At 70.2% G+C, this 17,973-nt stretch carries 16 protein-coding genes; 5 read left to right on the forward strand and 11 right to left on the reverse strand.

Features of this window, described 5'->3' with window-relative positions; genetic code table 11:
* Positions 1 to 20: 20 nt before the first annotated feature.
* Genes AC07OZ_RS04950 through AC07OZ_RS04960 form a run of 3 tightly spaced genes read right to left on the reverse strand, consistent with a single transcriptional unit; the run spans position 21 to position 6,005 of the window.
* The gene (locus AC07OZ_RS04950; protein ID WP_495466036.1) at positions 21 to 1,436 is read right to left on the reverse strand and encodes an efflux transporter outer membrane subunit; all 1,416 of its coding nucleotides are present in this window, start codon (positions 1,434 to 1,436) and stop codon (positions 21 to 23) included.
* A 20-nt stretch (positions 1,437 to 1,456) separates the two neighbouring features.
* Positions 1,457 to 4,663, reverse strand: a complete 3,207-nt coding sequence (locus AC07OZ_RS04955) for an efflux RND transporter permease subunit (RefSeq protein WP_495466037.1) — start codon at positions 4,661 to 4,663, stop codon at positions 1,457 to 1,459.
* A gap of 4 nt (positions 4,664 to 4,667) precedes the next feature.
* On the reverse strand, positions 4,668 to 6,005 hold the full coding sequence (locus tag AC07OZ_RS04960; protein WP_495466038.1) for an efflux RND transporter periplasmic adaptor subunit: 1,338 nt from the start codon (positions 6,003 to 6,005) through the stop codon (positions 4,668 to 4,670).
* Between the two features lie 235 nt (positions 6,006 to 6,240).
* On the opposite strand from AC07OZ_RS04960, the gene AC07OZ_RS04965 reads away from it, so the two are divergent.
* From AC07OZ_RS04965 to AC07OZ_RS04975, 3 genes are all read left to right on the forward strand, one after another.
* Entirely contained in the window at positions 6,241 to 7,632 is a 1,392-nt protein-coding gene (locus AC07OZ_RS04965; RefSeq protein ID WP_495466039.1) for an ATP-binding protein, read from the forward strand.
* Positions 7,625 to 8,395 (forward strand): response regulator, encoded by a 771-nt coding sequence (locus AC07OZ_RS04970; protein WP_495466040.1) that lies wholly within the window; start codon positions 7,625 to 7,627, stop codon positions 8,393 to 8,395. The genes AC07OZ_RS04965 and AC07OZ_RS04970 overlap by 8 nt, the downstream gene beginning before the upstream one ends.
* A gap of 193 nt (positions 8,396 to 8,588) precedes the next feature.
* On the forward strand, positions 8,589 to 9,101 hold the full coding sequence (locus tag AC07OZ_RS04975) for a CC0125/CC1285 family lipoprotein (protein WP_495466041.1): 513 nt from the start codon (positions 8,589 to 8,591) through the stop codon (positions 9,099 to 9,101).
* On the opposite strand, the gene AC07OZ_RS04980 is transcribed toward AC07OZ_RS04975, so the two are convergent.
* Positions 9,079 to 9,873 carry an SIR2 family NAD-dependent protein deacylase gene (locus AC07OZ_RS04980; protein WP_495466042.1) on the reverse strand — a complete coding sequence of 265 codons (795 nt, stop codon included), beginning with the start codon at positions 9,871 to 9,873 and terminating at the stop codon, positions 9,079 to 9,081. The genes AC07OZ_RS04975 and AC07OZ_RS04980 overlap by 23 nt on opposite strands.
* Positions 9,874 to 9,980: 107 nt before the next feature.
* Between AC07OZ_RS04980 and AC07OZ_RS04985 the strand changes: the two genes are divergently transcribed.
* Both AC07OZ_RS04985 and AC07OZ_RS04990 read left to right on the forward strand, forming a co-directional pair.
* Positions 9,981 to 10,466, forward strand: a complete 486-nt coding sequence (locus tag AC07OZ_RS04985; protein ID WP_495466043.1) for a Panacea domain-containing protein — start codon at positions 9,981 to 9,983, stop codon at positions 10,464 to 10,466.
* Positions 10,450 to 10,896 (forward strand): hypothetical protein, encoded by a 447-nt coding sequence (locus AC07OZ_RS04990; RefSeq protein ID WP_495466044.1) that lies wholly within the window; start codon positions 10,450 to 10,452, stop codon positions 10,894 to 10,896. Before AC07OZ_RS04985 ends, AC07OZ_RS04990 begins: the two co-directional genes overlap by 17 nt.
* Positions 10,897 to 10,925: 29 nt before the next feature.
* Here AC07OZ_RS04990 and AC07OZ_RS04995 read toward each other — a convergent pair whose 3' ends face one another.
* From AC07OZ_RS04995 to AC07OZ_RS05025, 7 genes are all read right to left on the reverse strand, one after another.
* On the reverse strand, positions 10,926 to 11,405 hold the full coding sequence (locus AC07OZ_RS04995) for a VOC family protein (RefSeq protein ID WP_495466045.1): 480 nt from the start codon (positions 11,403 to 11,405) through the stop codon (positions 10,926 to 10,928).
* 138 nt (positions 11,406 to 11,543) lie between these two features.
* Positions 11,544 to 12,314, reverse strand: coding sequence for an anti-sigma factor (locus AC07OZ_RS05000; RefSeq protein ID WP_495466046.1), 771 nt, complete (start codon positions 12,312 to 12,314; stop codon positions 11,544 to 11,546).
* The gene (locus AC07OZ_RS05005) at positions 12,314 to 13,015 is read right to left on the reverse strand and encodes a sigma-70 family RNA polymerase sigma factor (RefSeq protein ID WP_495466047.1); all 702 of its coding nucleotides are present in this window, start codon (positions 13,013 to 13,015) and stop codon (positions 12,314 to 12,316) included. The genes AC07OZ_RS05000 and AC07OZ_RS05005 overlap by 1 nt, the downstream gene beginning before the upstream one ends.
* 42 nt (positions 13,016 to 13,057) lie before the next feature.
* Positions 13,058 to 15,190: a TonB-dependent receptor gene (locus AC07OZ_RS05010; RefSeq protein WP_495466048.1), complete on the reverse strand. Its 2,133-nt coding sequence runs from the start codon at positions 15,188 to 15,190 to the stop codon at positions 13,058 to 13,060.
* Entirely contained in the window at positions 15,187 to 16,461 is a 1,275-nt protein-coding gene (locus AC07OZ_RS05015; protein WP_495466049.1) for a HupE/UreJ family protein, read from the reverse strand. The genes AC07OZ_RS05010 and AC07OZ_RS05015 overlap by 4 nt, the downstream gene beginning before the upstream one ends.
* Positions 16,458 to 17,633 carry a tetratricopeptide repeat protein gene (locus tag AC07OZ_RS05020; RefSeq protein ID WP_495466050.1) on the reverse strand — a complete coding sequence of 392 codons (1,176 nt, stop codon included), beginning with the start codon at positions 17,631 to 17,633 and terminating at the stop codon, positions 16,458 to 16,460. The genes AC07OZ_RS05015 and AC07OZ_RS05020 overlap by 4 nt, the downstream gene beginning before the upstream one ends.
* The gene (locus AC07OZ_RS05025; RefSeq protein ID WP_495466051.1) at positions 17,630 to 17,911 is read right to left on the reverse strand and encodes a hypothetical protein; all 282 of its coding nucleotides are present in this window, start codon (positions 17,909 to 17,911) and stop codon (positions 17,630 to 17,632) included. The genes AC07OZ_RS05020 and AC07OZ_RS05025 overlap by 4 nt, the downstream gene beginning before the upstream one ends.
* Positions 17,912 to 17,973 lie beyond the last annotated feature (62 nt).

Below are 17,973 nucleotides of genomic sequence, written 5' to 3' on the forward strand. Positions count from 1 at the left end.
CGCCTCGGCGCACCGTCCCCTCACTGCGTCCAGCGACCGCCGAGGGCCCTCAGCAGCGCCACGCGGTTGCTCTGCTCCGTCTGACGAAGCGTCACGAGCGCACGCTTGGCCGTCGTCAGTTGGCGCTGCGCATCGAGCAGCTCCAGCTGGCTGCTGCCGCCAAGGCGGTAGCTGCGCTCGGCCAGGCGTTGCGACTGCTCCGCCGCATCTACCTGCGCCTGCTGCGCATCGAGCCGCTCCGCGAGTTGATCGCGCACCGCGAGCGCATCCGCGACCTCGCGGAACGCCGACTGCAGCGCGGACTCGTAGCCCGCCAGCGCTTCCTGCCGGCTGGCCTCGCTGACCTCGACCTGCGCGCGACGTTGTCCGCCGTCGAAGATCGGCAGATCGATCTGCGGCACGATGCTCCACACGCCGCTGCCGCTCTTGAAGAGGCCGTCCAGATCGGGACTGCGCGTGCCGGCGCTGGCGGTCAGCGTCAAGCGCGGGAAACGCGCCGCGCGCGCCGCGCCGGCGTCGAAGGCCGCCGCGCGCAAGCGCTGCTCGGCCGCGCGCAGATCGGGCCGCTGCAGCAGCACCTCGGCAGGCAAGCCGCCTGGGATCGCCGGCAATGCCATCGCTCCTGGCGCGCCTTGCGTTTCCTGCGAGATCGGCAGCAGCCGATCCGGCAGCGGCTGGCCGACGAGCAGTTCCAGTTGCAATCGCGCCTGCGTCACCGCGCTCACGCTCTCCGCGGCGTCGCCGCGCGCGGATTCGAAGGCCGTGCGCGCCCGCGCCCGATCCAGCCCAGACGCCGCGCCGAGCGCGTACTGCCGCTCCGCCAGATCCAGCGAGCGCTGCTGGCTGTCGCGCAGTTCCTGATTGAGGGTCAGGCGTTGCTGCGCCGCCGCGAGCGACAGCCAAGCGGTCGCGACTTCGGCCGCCAGACTCAGCCGCGCGCTGCGCTGCGTCTCCTGCTCCGCGAGGAAGCGCGACAGCGCCGCGCCTTCCAGGCTGCCCAGGCGGTTGAACAGATCGATCTCGTAGCTCGCCAGCCCGAGGTTGACACCGTAGGTCGTCGTCGCGCCTTCGCCGTTGATCGTGCGCTGGCGAGTGGCAGACGCGCCGACGCCGATCTCGGGCAACCGGTCCGCCGCGGTCACGCGGTACTGCGCCCGCACGCGCTCGACGGCGGCCGCGCTCGCGCGCAGGCTGCGGTTCTGGTCGAGCGCTGTCGCGACGACCTCGTCCAGGCGCGCGTCGGCGAAGAAGCCGCGCCATTCGTGCGAGGCCGCTGGCGCCGTCGATGTCGATGCGGACGAAGCCGCGGCGGCCGACGAGGCGGCTGCGTTCGGACGGAAATCGTCCCGCATCGGCGGACGTGGCGTGTCGGTGCTCGGCACCAGGCTGCCGCAGGCACTCAGGGCGAGCAGCAGCGGAATCGCGGAGAGTCGCATCGTCAGAGTCCTGGTGCGCTTCATGTCCGCACCTCCGGCTTGGCCGCTTCTCCGGCGTCATGAGCGCCGTCGTCGCCCTGCGCGCCGTGACCGGTCGCCTCCGCGTGCGCGGGCTTGGCGCGGCTGAAGCGCTGCTTCACCCACAGATAGAACAAGGGCACGAAGAAGATGCCCAGCAGCGTCGCGCTGCCCATGCCACCCAGCACGCCGACGCCGATGGCGCGCTGCGAGCCCGAGCCCGCGCCGCTCGCGAAGGCCAGCGGCAGCACGCCCATCATGAAGGCCAGCGAGGTCATCAGGATCGGTCGCAGCCGCTGCCGGCACGCCTTCAATGTCGCCTCGAGCACGCTCATCCCCTGCCCTCGCAAGGTCTCGGCGAACTCCACGATCAGGATCGCGTTCTTCGCCGACAAGCCCACCGTGGTCAACAAGCCGACCTGGAAGAACACGTCGTTCTGCTGCCCGCCGAGGTGGCTGGCCGCCAGCGCGCCGATGATGCCCAGCGGCACGACCAGCATCACGCTGAACGGCACGGACCAGCTCTCGTACAGCGCCGCCAGGCACAGGAAGATGAACAGCACCGACACCGCATAGAGCATCGGCGCCTGGTCGCCCGAGAGCCGCTCCTGGTAGCTGCGGCCGGACCACTCGAAGCCGATGCCGGGCGGCATCTCGCGCAGGATGGATTCCATCGCCTTCATCGCCGCGCCGGAGCTCACGCCCGGCGGCACGTCGGCCTGGATTTCATAGGCCGCGCTGCCGTTGTAGCGGACCAGCTGGCGCGGACCGTTCTGCCAGGTCGCCGTGGCGAAGGCGTTGAACGAGACCATCGTGCCGGCGGCGTTGCGCACGTACCAGTGGCGCAGCGCGTCGGGATCGGCACGGTAGGCGCCCTCGCCCTGCACCAGCACGCGCTTGACGCGGCCGCGGTCGATGAAGTCGTTGACGTAGCTGCTGCCCAGCGCGATCGACAAGGTGTCGTTGATCGTCGTCGTCGCCACGCCCAGCGTGCCGGCCTTCTGGTCGTCGATGTTGATCTGCAGCTGCGGCGTTTCGGTCAGGCTGTTGATGCGGGCTCGCGCCAGCTCGGGATGCTTGTTGGCCTCGTCGATCAGGCGCTCGCGCGCCTCGGCCAGCGCCTCGTTGCCGACGCCGCCCAGGTCCTGCAGGAACAGCTGGATGCCGGCGCTGCCGCCCAGGCCGCGCACCGTCGGCGGCTGCACGATGAAGATGTTGGCGTCGCGCACCTTCTTGCCGAGCTCGCGGCTGAAGCGCTCGGCCAGCGCCGCGGCGCCCTGCTGCTTCTCGGGCCGGTCCTTCCAGTCGGTCAGCCGGATGAAGCCCTGCCCCGAGCCCTGGTCGCCGTTGGCGCCGCGCACGAGGTTGTAGAACTGCACTTCCTTCTGCTCGGCCAGGTAAGCCTCCATCGCCTGCGCGACCGCTTCCATGCGCTCGGCCGTGGCGCCCGGCGCCATCCGGACCTGGATCTGCAGGCTGCCCTGGTCCTCGTCCGGCAGGAACGAGGTCGGCAGCGACTTGTAGAGCAGCGCCATGCCGCCGATCAGCAGCAGGTAGACGAGGAAGCTGCGCACGCCGCGCACTGTCAGCCAGCGCACGCGCACCACGTAGCGATCGCTGAACTTGTCGAACTGGCGGTTGAAGCCGCCGAAGAACCAGTCCAGCTGCTTGCCGAACGGGCCGCCGTGGGCCGCGTGCTCGCCCTTGTGCACGGGCTTGAGCAGCGTCGCGCACAGCGCCGGCGACAGGCTCATCGCCACCAGCACCGACAGGATCATCGCGCTCACGACCGTGATCGAGAACTGGCGGTAGATGATGCCGGTCGAGCCGCCGAAGAAGGCCATCGGGATGAACACCGCCGACAGCACGACCGCGATGCCGACCAGCGCGCCGCTGATCTCCTTCATGCTCTCGCGGGTCGCGTCGCGCGGGCTCAGACCCTCCTCGCGCATCAGGCGCTCGACGTTCTCGACGACGACGATCGCGTCGTCCACCAGCAGGCCGATGGCCAGCACCAGCCCGAACATCGTCAGCGAGTTGATCGAGTACCCCGCCGCCGCCAACACCCCGAAGGTCCCCAGCAGCACCACCGGCACGGCGATCGCCGGGATCAGCGTCGCGCGCAGGTTCTGCATGAACAGGTACATGATCGCCACGACCAGCACCATCGCCTCGATCAGCGTGTGCACCACGCTCTCGATGGACACGCTGATGAAGGGCGTCGTGTCGTAGGTGATGGTCGACTTCATCCCGTGCGGGAAGAAGGGCTCGAGCTCCGCGAGCTTGGCCTTCACCAGCTCGGCGGTCTTGAGCGCGTTGGCACCGCTGGCCGGCAGGATGGCCATGCCCGCCGCGGTCTGGCCGGTGCTCTTGACGTTGGTGGTGTAGCTGTCGCGGCCCAGCTCGACGCGGGCGACGTCGCCCAGCTTCAGCGCGGAGCCGTCCGGCTGCACGCGCAGCACGATGTTGCGGAACTGCTCGGCCGTGGTCAGCTTGGCGCGCGCGGTGATGATCGCCGTCAGGCGCTGGCCTTCCGGCGCCGGCTGGGCGCCGAGCTGGCCGGCCGAGACCTCGGTGTTCTGCGCCAGCAGCGCGTTGCGGATGTCGCCCGGCACCAGCGCGTAGCGCTGCAGCTGCGCGGGATCCAGCCAGATGCGCATCGCGTAGCCGGAGCCGAAGACGTTGATGTCGCCCACGCCCTCGATGCGGCTGACGATGTCGAGCAGCGTGCTGGACAGGTAGTCGCCCAGGTCGGCCGAGGTCACGGCCGGGTTGTCGCTGGTCAGCATGATGACCATCAGGTTCTCGGTGCCCGCCTTGGTCACGCGCACGCCCTGCGCCTGCACCGCCTGCGGCAGCCGCGAGAGCGACTGCGAAACCTTGTTCTGGACCTGCATCTGCGCCAGGTCCGGGTCCGTGCCGGCGACGAAGCTCAGCACGGTGCTGGCGCCGCCGGAGGCGTTGCTGTTGGACTCGATCGAGAACAGGCCGTCGATGCCCTTGAGGTTCTGCTCGATGACCTGCGTCACCGAGTCCTCGATCGCCTTGGCGGCCGCGCCCGGGTAGCTGGTGTTGATGGAGATGCGCGTGGGCGCGATGTCCGGGTAGCGCTCCAGCGGCAGGATGCGCACCGCGGCGGCGCCCGCCAGCATGATCACGATCGCGATGACCCACGCGAAGATGGGCCGGTCGATGAAGAACGAGGCCATGGTGTCAGCGTCCCGCGCCCGAAGCCGAGCCCGACGCCGAGTCCCCAGGCGAGCCGGGCAAGGTCGCCGCCGATGCCGCAGGACCGCCGGTCTCCGCCGCGACGGCCGCCGCCGCGGAGGCTGCGGCCGGCTTGCCGCCTGAGCCCGCCGAGCCGCCCTTCTTCATCCCCGCCGGCACCGGCGTCACCGGCTGGCCGGCGCGCACGCGCTGCAGGCCTTCGATGGCGAGCTTGTCGCCGGCCTTCAGGCCGCTGGCGACCAGCCACTGGTTGCCGACCGCGCGGGTCAGCACCAGTTGGCGCAGTTGCAGCTTGTTCTCCGGTCCGACGACCAGCGCGGTCGCCTCGCCCGTGGGCGAGCGCGTCACGCCCTGCTGCGGGACCAGGATCACCCCGCTGTCGATGCCGGCCAGCAGCCTGGCCCGGACCACCATGCCGGGCAGCAGCGCGCCGTCCGGGTTGGGCACGATCGCGCGCAGCGTGACCGCGCCGGTGCCGCGGTCCACCGTCACGCCGCTGAACTGCAACGTGCCGGGGCGGGCGTATTCGGTGCCGTCCTCGAGCACCAGCCTGATCTTGCTGCTGCCGCTGCGGGCGTCGAGCTGGCGGCGCAGCTGCAGGATCTCGGCGCTGCTCTGCACGATGTCGACGTGCATCGGATCGAGTTGCTGCACCGTCGTCAGCACCTGCGTCTGCGCGGCGGTGACCAGCGCGCCGGCGGTCACCGTCGACACCTCGATGCGGCCGGCGATCGGCGCGGTGATGCGGGTCCGGTCCAGTTGCACACGCGCGGCGTCGAGCGCGGCGCGGGCCACGGCCACGTCGGCCTGCGCCTGGCGCAGCGCGCTGGCGCTGTCGTCGGCGCTCTGGCGGCTGAGGGCGTCGGCCTTGAGCAGTTCGGCGTCGCGCTCGGCGCGGCTGCGGGCGACGGCCACCTGGGCCTCGGCCTTCTGCAGCGCGGCGGCGGTGCGAGCGCGCTCGGCTTCGTAGGTGGCGGCGTCGAGCTGGTACAGCGGCTGTCCGGCACGGACCAGCTTGCCTTCCTCGAAGAGCCGCTTCTGCACGATGCCGGTCACCTGCGGGCGGATCTCGGCGACCTGGCTGGCGGACAGCCGGCCCGGCAGCTCCAGCGCCAGCGGCGCGTCCTGCGTCGTGACGACGACCACGCCGACTTCGGGCGGGGCGCGCTTGGCGGTGTCGTCCTTCTTCTCGCCGCAGCCGGCGAGCGCCAGCACGGCCAGGGCGGCCAGCGCCGCTGCGATCGGCCCCAAGGACGGCGCGCGCGGGGTGCGCGACGGGATCAGGGACTTCAACGACGTGGATGTCAGAATCTTCTTCGGCATGGCGGCGGATGCTCGGCCATGAATGTGGAGAGACCTTGAAGATCGCGTCGGGCGCGCGGCCTCCGCCCGGATGGCTTGCCGGTCGCACGCCGAGGCCCTCATCATCCCGTCGGTCGATGGTTCTGCCATCACTTTCGGCACACTGCGTCTCGGTCCGAGCTGTCACTCCACCCGGTTTGCGCCACTCGTATCGAGGTCCGTGTCAGGTCCGTACCGCGTCTTTTCCCTTCTTCGGATGAAGCTCTCGTTCACCCTCACCGCCCGGCTCTTCGCCGCCGTCTTCAGCACCGCCATGGCGGTGGCGCTGGCGATGGGCGTGTTCTCGCACATCAACCTGAACCGGGACTTCATCGGCTACCTCAACGAGCAGGGCGTGAACCGGCTCGAACTGGCCCGGACCAGCGTCACCGCCGGCTACCGGGAGCACGGGAAGAGCTGGGATTTCCTGCGCGAGAAGCCGGAGCTCTGGGGCCGACTGCTGCGCCCGCTGGTGCCGGAAGCCGACATGCCCGCGGTCAAGCACGGTCCCGCCGAGCTGACGGGCGCGACGCGGCGCTTCACGCTGTTCGACGAGAACCGCGAGCGCGTGGCCGGTTATGCGGGCCCGGTCGAGCCCACGGTGGAGCGGCCGATCATCGTGGACGGTCTGACCGTCGGCTGGCTGACGCTGACCCCGATCGAATCGGTGAGCCCGGGCGCGGAGAAGCATTTCTACGACGCGCAGCTGCGCTCGGCCTGGGTGGTCGGCGGCGCGGCGGTGCTGCTCGCGGGCGCGGTCGCGTTCTGGATCTCGCACCGGCTGCTGAGCCCGGTGCGGCGCGTCGCCGATGCGACGCACCGCCTGGCGGCGGGCGACTTCGAGATCCGTGTGCCCGAGACGCGCGGCAACGACGACATCGCCGGCCTGGGCCGCGACTTCAACCAGCTCGCGCTGACCTTGCAGCGCAACGAGGCGATGCGGCGCGAGTTCCTCGCCGACGTCTCGCACGAGCTGCGCACGCCGCTGGGCGTGCTGCACGGCGAACTGGAAGCGCTGGAGGACGGCGTGCGCAAGCTCGATGCGCAGGCGCTGCGCTCCCTGCAAGGCGAGGTCGGCATCCTGCACAAGCTGGTCGACGACCTGCACGAGCTGTCGATGGCGGACGTCGGCGCCCTCGCCTACCGCAAGTCGGAGGTCGACCTGCGCGAGCTGATCGACGTGACGGCCGGCGCCTTCGGCGAGCGGCTGCACGGCAGCGGGCTGAGGCTGCAGCTGGACCTGCCGGACCAACCGCTGCGCGTCTTCGGCGACGAGCGCCGGCTGCGGCAGCTGCTGGGCAACCTCGTCGAGAACAGCTGCCGCTACACCGACGCCGGCGGCGCGCTGAGCATCAGCGCACGGCGCAGCGGGGAGCACGCGGTGATCGACGTGCAAGACACTTCGCCGGGCGTCGGACCCGAGCACCTGCCGCGGCTGTTCGAGCGCTTCTTCCGCGTCGATGCCTCGCGCAGCCGCCGCGGCGGCGGATCAGGGCTGGGGCTGTCGATCTGCCAGCGCATCGCCGAAGCGCACGAGGGCCGCATCGAGGCGCGTCCCTCGCCGCTGGGCGGCCTGTGGATGCGCGTGGAGCTGCCGGTCCATGTCTGAGAACGGCCCAGGATCGCCCCCGGGGTCGGGCGCCGGCCTGGCGCCGATGCCGATGGAGCCAGGCCCCTCGCGGGTGCTGGTCGTCGAGGACGAACCCAAGCTCGCGGCGCTGCTGGCGGACTATCTGCGCGCGGCCGGTCACGAGCCCGAATGCGTGGCCGACGGCCGCGAGGTGATCCCGGCGTGGACGGCGCGGCGGCACGACCTGATCCTGCTCGACCTGATGCTGCCCGGCATCGACGGCCTGACGCTGTGCCGCACATTGCGCGCGATGAGCAGCGTGCCGATCCTGATGCTGACGGCGCGGGCGGACGAGTCGGACCGCCTGGCCGGCCTGGAGACCGGCGCGGACGACTACATCGCGAAGAACCCCTTCAGCCCGCGCGAGGTGATGGCGCGGGTGAAGGCGGCGCTGCGCCGCGGCCGCGCCCACGAGATGGCGACGGCCGCCGCGGTGGCGGCCTTCGCGGCGGGCAGCGAGGCGCTGTTCATCGACGAGGCCGGCTGGACCGCCAGCTGGCGCGGCGAGCCGCTGGACCTGACGCCGATCGAGTTCCGCCTGCTCCACATCCTGGCCGCGCAGCCGGGGCGCGTCTACGCGCGCACGCAGCTGCTGGACCTGCTGCACGTGGACGGCCGCGAGGTCACCGAGCGCGCGGTGGACAGCCACATCAAGAACCTGCGCCGCAAGCTGGAGCGCGCGGGCGCCGGTACGGACCGGATCCGGTCGATCTACGGCGTGGGTTACCGCTTCGAGCGGTGACAGGTCTTGCCTGGATCGATGGTCCAATCCGCACTGCGCGGTTCGGGGCGCCGCTGGCCCTGCAGTCAACCAGCGACGAACCGCCGCGTTATTCGATCGAGCAATTGCTGACGACTCTGAAGCATTCCGCAACATGACCGCAATGAGACGGTCACGACGCTTTCGGACAGTCGTCCCCGAGGAGGAACCCTGAATGAAGAAATGGATCGCCATCGGCGCGCTGGCGCTGCTCAACGCCTGCGCCTTCACGTCGTACACGCGCATGTTCGGCGGCTACGGCTACAGCGACGCGCCGCTCGCGCAGGACCGGTACCGCGTGACCTTCGCCGGCTACCAGGACGACGTGCCGTCCAAGGCGGCGGACCAGGCCCTGCTGCGCAGCGCCGAGGTGACGCTGACCCAGGGCTACCGCTACTTCGTCGTCGTCGAGGAGCGCAACGACGTGCTGACCAGCAGCTACAGCGTGCCGGCGACGCAGACGACCGAGACCACGAGCAAGACCGAAGGCAACGAGACCCGGTCGACCTCGACGACGACCTACAGCGAGGCCAGGACGGTCACGCAGAAGCAGCCGGCGACGACGCTGACGATCCAGTGCTTCCACGACAAGCCGGCCGAGGCCGCATCGGGCAAGGTCTACGACGCGCAGTTCCTGTGGGCCGAGCTCGGCCCGCGTTACGGCGTCAAGCGTCCGCCGAAGGCCTGACGGCCGCCGACAGCCGCGCCGCCACGGCCGGCAGGCCGGCCGCCGCGGTCGTCTGCCACCGGTGGCTCACCTTCGCTGCCACGTCGCCCGGCTGCGGATTGATCTCGACGATCACGGCGCCCTTCGGCGCCAGCCGCACCATGCCCGCCGCCGGATAGACGACGCCCGACGTGCCGACGATCAGCAGCAGGTCGCACTCGGCGATCAGCGCCGCGGCGGCGTTCACGACCGTTTCGTCGAGGTTCTCTCCGAACCACACGACGCCGGGCCGGATCGAGCCCGCCCCGCATCGCCCGCAGGACGGCGGCGTCAGGCGCCGCTGCGCCTCGGGCGGCGGTTCGGCCAGCACGGCCGGCGCGCCGCACCGGTCGCATCGCGGCGTGAAGAAGCTGCCGTGCAGATGCAAGGCGCCCTCGACGCCCGCGCGCTCGTGCAGATCGTCGACGTTCTGCGTCACCACCCGCGCGCCGAATTCGCGCTGCAGTCGCGCCACCGCGACATGGCCCGGGTTCGGCGTCGCGGCCATCACCTGGCCGCGGCGCCACTCGTACCAGCCCCAGACGGTCTCCTTGTCGCGCTGCCAGGCGCCAGGTGTTGCCAGTTGCTCGGGATCGAACTCGCCCCACAGTCCGTTGCTGCCCGAACGGAAGGTCGGAATGCCGCTGTCGGCCGACATGCCGGCGCCGCTGAACACGACGATGTGCTCGAAACGGCGATTCAGCAATTGACCCAATGCTGTGGGTAGGTCGCCCCACTCGTTCTTGTCATTCATGTTCAGAAATCCGTCGATTTGCAGGACGTGATTCCCCCGCGAGAGGGAGTCCGTCTCCCCCCACGATTCGAATCGGCCTCAGTGATGCGCTCGGATAATCGCATGCCATGAGTTACTCGCCCTCTCTCGTCGCCAATGCATTCGTCTATCGCGGACAACAGGCGGGACGCAAGTTCGGGCATCTGGAGATCCAGAAGTTCGTGTTCTTCATTCACGGCTGGACTCTGACGTTCTTCGGTCAATCGGTCGTTTCCGAGCGCCCCGAAGCCTGGGAGCACGGACCGCTGTTCTCTTCGCTCTATTACCGCCTCAGGAAATTCGAGGCCAAGGCGATCGAGATGCTGCCGGAATTCCAGCCTGAGACTTGCCAGTTTGTTCCCCTCGTACCGAGCCAGGCCGACACGCGCTTCTGGTTCTATGTCGATCAGGTCCTGGACCGATACGGAAGGTTTGAGCCGGATCATCTGTCTTCGATCGCGCGTCATCCCGGCGGCGCTTGGGAAGAAACAAGGAAAGCGAAGCGCACCGTGATGAGCGACGAGGTGATCCGAAAGCACTTCGCCAGGAATGCCGCCAATGCTGCCAACGATTGAACTGCCGCTGCTCGACCGACAGGAGCTTCCCGATGTCTCCTCCCTGGAGGCGGCCGCTCTCCACAACAACACCGAGCGTCGCTTCCTCAGCAGGCCAGAAGAACTGGATCTCAGCCTGCGCGCCTGGGCCGCACGGGGTGGATTGGCCACCGCAGCGTTGCTCTACGCAGCGGGGCTGTTCTCCCTCAGCGTCTTCGTCGGCGTCTTTGAGCACTGGCCCGCCGTCTCGGCTGACAAGTGGCACATCGTCGTGACCACCGTCGTCGCGCTCTTCTCGGTGCCCACGATGATCCTGCTGACGATCATCAGGAGCTCTGCGACGGTCAAGGCCGAACCGGATGCCGGAACCAAGAATCTTCACACCTTGATCGGCGAGAAGCTCCTCAATCTTCTCGAGAAGCTCGCCGACAAGGTGATCGCCAAGAACTGAGGGCGGCGGCCGCCTCGGCCTTTGGCGCTTCAACCCTTCAGCGCTGCCTCGATCTTCGCGACGTCGATCTTCTTCATCTCCATCATCGCGCTGAAGGCGCGCTTGGCGGCCGCGCGGTCGGGGTTGTTCAGCGCCTCGGACAGCACGCGCGGCGTGATCTGCCACGAGACGCCCCACTTGTCCTTGCACCAGCCGCATTCGCTCTCCTGGCCGCCGTTGCCGACGATCGCGTTCCACAGCCGGTCCGTCTCGGCTTGGTCGTCAGTCGCAACCTGGAACGAGAAGGCCTCGCTGTGCTTGATGCCCGGGCCGCCGTTCAGACCGATGCAGGGGATGCCCATCACCGTGAACTCGACGACCAGCACGTCGCCCTCCACGCCGGAGGGATAGTCGCCCGGCGCCCGAGCGATACGGCCCACGGTGCTGTCCGGGAAAGTCTTCTCGTAGAAGCGCGCAGCCGCTTCGGCATCGCGGTCGTACCAGACGCAGATCGTGTTCTTCGCTTGCATGTGAAGTCTCCTTGGGGTTGCGGGTGTCATCGTATGCACGACGAGCAGCCCTCCCCATTTTCGACACGGTCCGCAGCATTCGGGGACAGATCTACTGTCCGAGATCAGAACGCGTCAGGTCGACGATTCTTCGCGTCCTCAGATCCCGCCCGCCGACACGATCGGCCCGGTCGGCTTGCCCGTGCGCGAGCCGCCGCTGGGTTCCAGGCTGACGGCGAAGGCCTGGGTGTCGTCGAGCAGGTTCGCTCTGGTGACGGTGGTGGGCACGTCGCCCGAGGCGATCAGGCCCAGCGAGCGCGGCGCACCCGCCTTCGGAACCGCCCAGAGTTCGAGCGCATGAGCCGCATCGATGACCACCGGCGCCAGGGGTTTCAGCACCAGCGCCCGTCCGTCCGCGGACACGCTGGCGACGAAGCCCGTCTTGACGAGCTCGACGCCTTCCGGCGTGCTGCGTAGCACCACGACGACCGGCGCGGCTTCGGGCACGGGACGGGCGACGAGCACCGTCAGTGCGACCGATGCCGCGAGTGCCATGGCGCTGAGGCCGCGCCAGAAGCGCAGTTGGCCCGGGCGATCCTGTGCCGTCGCGCGTGCCTCGGATGTCGACACGTGCGAAGACTGCGACGTCTGCGATGAGGTCGATGTAGATCCAGAGGCGGACACCGACTCGCCCGCCGGCTGCCCGAAGAGGCGCGTCTGGATCGTCGTCCATACGCTGCGCGGCGGCTCGACCGGCGCCACCTGCCCTGCCAGCAACTGGAGCCGCGCCGACCACGCCGCGGTGGCCGCCGCCAGCGCGGGATGCGCGGGCAGCAGGCGCTCGAAGCGACGCCGCGCGCCGCCTCGCAGCGTGCCCACGGCATAGTCCGCCGCCAGGCGCTCGGCGCGTTCGGGATGTCCGTAGTCCATCAGGCCACCCTGCCCATCGCACCCAGGCGTTCGGCGGCCCGGTCCAGACAGCCGCGCAGCGTCAGCAGCCCGCGCCGCACCCAGCTCTTCACCGTGCCCAGCGGCTGGCCGATGTGCTCGGCCACCTCGGCGTGTGAGAGTCCCTGGTAGTACGCCAGCGCCAGGCTGCTGCGCTGCTCGCCGCTGAGCTGCGACATGCAGCGCTCCAGCGCATGCGCCCGGTTCGCGTCGGCCAGCAGGTCCAGCGGGCTGGGCTGCTCGCTGGGCAGGTGGTCCAGCAGGTCGCGTTCGCCGTCGCCGCCTCCCCCGCCGCCATCGTGCCCGCCGAGGGCACCGAAATGGCTGATGGTCGCCGGCTGCGCGGCACGGCGCCGCAAACTGTCGATCGCCCGGTGCCGCGCGATCGTCGTGAGCCAGGTCAGCGCCTTGCCGTGCGCGGCGTCGAAGCTCGGCGCCTGCCGCCAGACGGTGATGTAGATCTCCTGCAGCACCTCCTCCGCGTGGCCACGGTCGCGGTTGATGCGCAGCACCATGCCGAACAGCGTCGCGCTGGTGGCCCGGTAGAGCTCGTCGAAGGCGCCGCGGTCGGACGACGCGACGCGCGCCATCAGCGCCGCGAGGCGGGCATCGCGCTCGGCATGGGCGGACGGCGCCGCATCGGCCCGCGGATCGGAGCCGGATTCGTCGGAGGGGGTCGTCATGAACCCTTGTACGCAGGCGATGTGCATCTGGATCAGCAAGGATCAGAAACTGCGCCGCAGCGTGACGCGCAGCGTGCGCGGCTCCGCCGGGTGCACGTGGCGGTCGGCCACGGCGGCCAGTTCGCCGGGCAGCCGGGACTCGTAGAAGTATTCGATGTCGTTGACCCGGCGATCCATCAGGTTGAAGACGTCCAGGGTCACTTCCGTCTTCGTTCCGAAACGCCGGCTGACGCGCAGGTTGGTCGTCAGCGAGGACCTCGACCGCACGCTGTCGTCCTCGATCAGCGGCGCGCTGCCGAGATAGCGCCATTGCAGGCTCGCCGACCAGGGGCCCAGCTCGCGCACGGTCACGCCGAAGGAGGCGACCTTGTCGACGGCGTTGGGGATGCGCGCGCCGGCTGGATCGGCATCGGAGAAACGGGCACGGGTCCAGGCCAGGTCGGCGTCGATCAGCAGCCACGGCACCGGCACGTAGCGGTTGTTCCATTCGATGCCGTGCCGCTTGCTGGGGCGGTTGGCCTCGGTGGCGCCCGCATCGCCGACGTAGACGAGCTCCGAATCGAAGTCGAGCTTCCACAAGGCCAGCGAGCTCTGCAACCCCGGCACGATCTCGCTGCGCACGCCGAGCTCGTAACCCTTCGCCTTGACCAGCCCGGGCACCGCGTCCACGGGATCGCCGCTGCGCGGATCGACGCGGGCGGTCACGCCGCGCGCGTCGTTGCTGTGGAAACCGCGGCCGGCGTTGAGAAAGAACTCCGTGCGCGACCACGGCCCCAGGACCAGCGACACCTTCGGCGACGCCAGGGTCTGTCGCGCGGCACCGGAGTTCATCGCGTTGCTGAGGCTTTCCACGCGGAAGCGGGCCTGGTCCGCGCGCACGCCGACGACGGTGCGTGCCCAGGGTGTGAGCTCGACGCCCAGGTCGCCGTAGAGGCTCGCGAGCGTCTCCCGCACCCGGTCGTCGCGTGTCGTGCCGACCGTCGCGCGTGCCTGCGTGTCGAAGAGTCCCACCCGCGCGCGGTCCTGACGCAGTTGGAAGCCGACCTCGCCACGCGCGGGCAGCCCGCCCAACGTCGTCTCCATCGCGTGGCTGGCGCTGAAGCCGTAGATCTTGCGGTCGTCCTTCTGCGCGAACTGGTCGCCCGTCTCGGGGCGCTCCATCGCGTAGGTGAAGTTCGAGTAGAGCGACAGCTGGTACGACATCGCATACGCCGCCACGCGGGTGCTGCGGCCGCCCTCGTCACGGGACCACTCGCCCAACAGGCTGCTGCGGCGCGTGCGGCCGCCGTCGCTCGGGTCGATCGCGTCGAAGCGGCCGAACGGCCGGCCGTCGAAGGTGCCCGCATCGATGAGGCGTTGCGGCACCTGGTCGGTCGACGTCCAGTCGGCGCGGTAGTCCATCAGGCCGACGCGCCAGCGATCGATGCCGGACCTGCCCGACAGGCTCAGCACGAGGTTGCGCCGGCTCAGGTCTTCCGGCAGCCGCCACGGGCCGTCGTTGCCCATCGCCTCCACGGCACCGAGCAGTTGCACGCCCTCGGCGACACGCGCCGATCCGGCGGCCAGCGCGCGCCGGTAGCGGCCCTCGCCCAGCGTCAGGCTGACGAAGGGCGCGTCGAGTTCGCGCAGGTAGTCGATGTCCGCCGATCCGGCCGCGGAGAAGTCGCCGTTGCGCGCGAAGTACGGGCCCTTGCGGTAGTCGATGCGATCGACCAGTTCCGGGATCAGGAAGTTAAGGTCGGCGTAACCCTGCCCGTGCGCGTGGCTCGGCATGTTGACCGGGAGCCCCATCACCGTCGTCGCGAAATCGGTGCCGTGGTCGAGGTTGAAGCCGCGCAGGAAATACTGGTTCGCCTTCCCGTCGCCGCTGTGCTGCGTGACGATCAGGCCGGGGACGAATTCCAGCACCTCGCCGGGACGCAGCACCGGGCGACTCTTGAGGAGCGCCGCACGGACGGTCCCCTGCGAGGCCGCATCGCTGCTGCCCACGCCGTTGTCGTAGTGGCGTCCTTCCACCTCCACGCGCTGCAGCGCGAAGGTCTGCGTGGTCGCAGTTGCGGTCGCTGGTGCCAGGACCGCGGCGGCGTCCGTCGCCGGCTCCGCGGCGCGTGCCGCGCCGAGCAGACCCATCGTCGCCAGCGTCACCGCGACGGCCGTGACACGATGGGTTTTCATCCGCCCACTCCCAGGATCTGGACATCGAAGAGACGTTCGACAAGCCAGACGATCGCGATCAGCGCCACGAGCACGGAACCCACGCCCAGCACCCATCGTGGATAACCGCGCCAGCGCCGCGCGGCCCAGGCCAGCGGCACCAGCACGGCGACGATCGCGAGCTGCCCCGCTTCTACACCCAGGTTGAAAAGGACCAGCGGCGCGGCCAGCTCGGACCTCGCCAGTCCGAGGTCTTTCAACGCGCTTGCGAAACCGAAGCCGTGCACCAGTCCGAAAGCGAAGGTGAGCCGCCATCGCGTCTCCACCAGCACCGGGCGCAGGTTGTTCAGCGCCGCGAGGAGCACGCTCAGCGCGATCAGGCTTTCGACCCATCGGGACGGCGGATTGACCACGTCGAAGACGGCCAGCGCCAGGGTTATCGAGTGCGCCACCGTGAAGGCGGTGACGACGCCGAGCACGCTCCACAGCGACGATCGCCAATCAACTGCGGCACGCCACTGACCGGCTTCGCGTCGCAGCACCGCCGGCAGCAGCAGCACGACGAGGAACAGCACATGGTCGATGCCGATCCAGATGTGATGCACGCCGTCGCGGAAGATGCTTGTCAGGCCGTGCGCCTGGACGCCGTCCGCGCGGCCCTTGCCGGCACCGTCGGCATGGCCTGCGTCGCCCGCATTGCCGGCCGGCCCGGAGGCCGCCGCAGCGTCCACTCCGAACGCCACCGTCATGCCCACCGTCCCTGGCGCGATCACCGCGGTCTTCGCCGCCCCACCCTGGCGCCACACCAGCACGCCGCGATGCGTCGGATCGGTCGCCGCGAACAGGCCGTACGACAGCGTGCCGGTGGCCGGCGCCTGACCGCAGTTCCACGTCCGCGCCAGCACGGCATAGCGGCCGTCGCTGTGCTGCTCCAGTTGCAGCGGCGGATGCGGCCCAGGTCGGCAGGCGAAGCCTTGGCTGTCATGGATCTCCACGCGCACGCTGCGATCGAGCAGCGCCTCGATGTCCGATGCACGCGATCGAACCTCGCCCCAGCGCAGCAGGCCGTCGTCATCCGCGTCGAGGACCAGATCGCGGTCCAGGTCGCGCAAGGCGATGTCGGTGCGCAGGGTCACGGCGGTGCCTTCGGCGCGCAGCTGCAGGTAGGCATCGCTGGCCTTGTGGGCCTCCGCGACCGTGGCCCCCATGAGGCCGGCGAGGACGACGGATCCGGCGAGGACGCGTCGGAGCCACGCATTCATGCAGGCGCCCAGGGTCAGGGCCGCGTTCATCCGAGCTCCTTCAGACGTTGGTCCTGCATCGATCGCTCGCGGACGAAGGTCCGTACCGGGTCGGCGGCGTCCGATCGATTCGCGGCTCGCGCGGCGCGCAGCAGGAGCACCGCGTCCGCCGGTTCGCGCTGCTGAGTCCAGTTCGTCGTCGCCTCCTTCAAGGCGAGCGCGGTATCGCCCTGCACATCGAGCGCGAAGCGCGCGCGTTCCCGCGCATGACTCGTGTCGCCGCGCAGCGCCGCCGCATCGAAGCGCTGTCGCATTTCTGCCGCCACGCGCGCGGCGCCGGGATCACCCGATCGCTTCCAGGCGATGGCCAGGCGCAACAGCAGCGCATCGGGGAGCTGGTCCAATCCCTCCGGTTGTCCGGCGCGCACGATGGCCGCCGCATCCTTCGGGCGATCCGCATCGAGCAGCCAGTCGGCATACGCCGCGCGGACGTAGAGGTCGTCGCCCAATTTCAGCGCTTGCGCGTACAGCGGTCCCGCGGTCGCGAGGCCTTGGCGCTCCGCAAGCTCGGCCCGCAGGAGCGCGATCCAAGCATGCGGCGCGCCAGGCGCGCGATCGAGTGCCGCCAGCCGTTGCGTCGCGGCCGCGTCCCTGCCTTGCAGGCTGTCGAGTTCGGCCAGACAGGCGTGCCCATGCGACAGCGACAGCGGCGGTGCCGCCAGTCGTTCGCAGCCGGCGCGCGCCTCATCCCATCGGCCGCGCACCTGCAGGATGCCGGCGCGCGTGAGCTCCGCCTGGGCCTGGAGCGGGGCCGGCAGGCCGCGCTCGCCGAGCAGGCGATCGAGTTCCGCCAGCGCCGCATCGAAGTCATGCCGCGCCTGCAGCACCGTCGCCTTGAGCAGGCGCGCCGCGGGCGGCGCGGCACGATCGTTCCACCACGGCTGCAGCCACGCCTGCGCGGTACCGAGGTCGCGCGGATCGCCGTAGCGCCGGCTGCGCTCGATGGCCTCGCGCGCGGCGCGCAGCGCCAGTCCGAGATCGCGCGGCTGCTGCGCCAGCACGCGCTGCTCGGCGCGCTGGCGCGCCCGCTCGCCCGCCGATCCCGCGCGCAGCGGCAGCCGCTCCACGACCTCGTCGTCCTGACGAGGGGTGAAGGGCTCCGCCGACGCCCCGGCGACGATGGTGGCGAGGCACGCGAGCGCCAGGGCTCGCGCGGCCTTCAAGTGACGGACGCCGGTTCGTCGGTCTCGCTGGCGGGCGGCGTCGCCACGTTGTCGGCCGTCAGCGGCTCCGCGGTCTCGCTGCTCGACTGCGACGTCGTCAGCGTGAACTGCGTGTAGGCCGTGGACGACCCGAGCGCGCTGTCCGGCACCGAGGCAGGTGTCGTGTCGACAGGTCCGCCCCCGCCGTCATCGTCACCGCCTCCGCCGAAGCAGCCGGCCACCATCGCGGCGGCGGCGATCGCCGTCAGCGCGAGCGCCGGACGGCGAAGCGGCGCCACGCGGGTCCGATCGTCGAGACGGTCGCGATCGGCAGGCCCGGAAGAGGCGGAAGGCTCAAGAG

This window comes from Roseateles sp. GW821-FHT09G03, assembly GCF_059416045.1.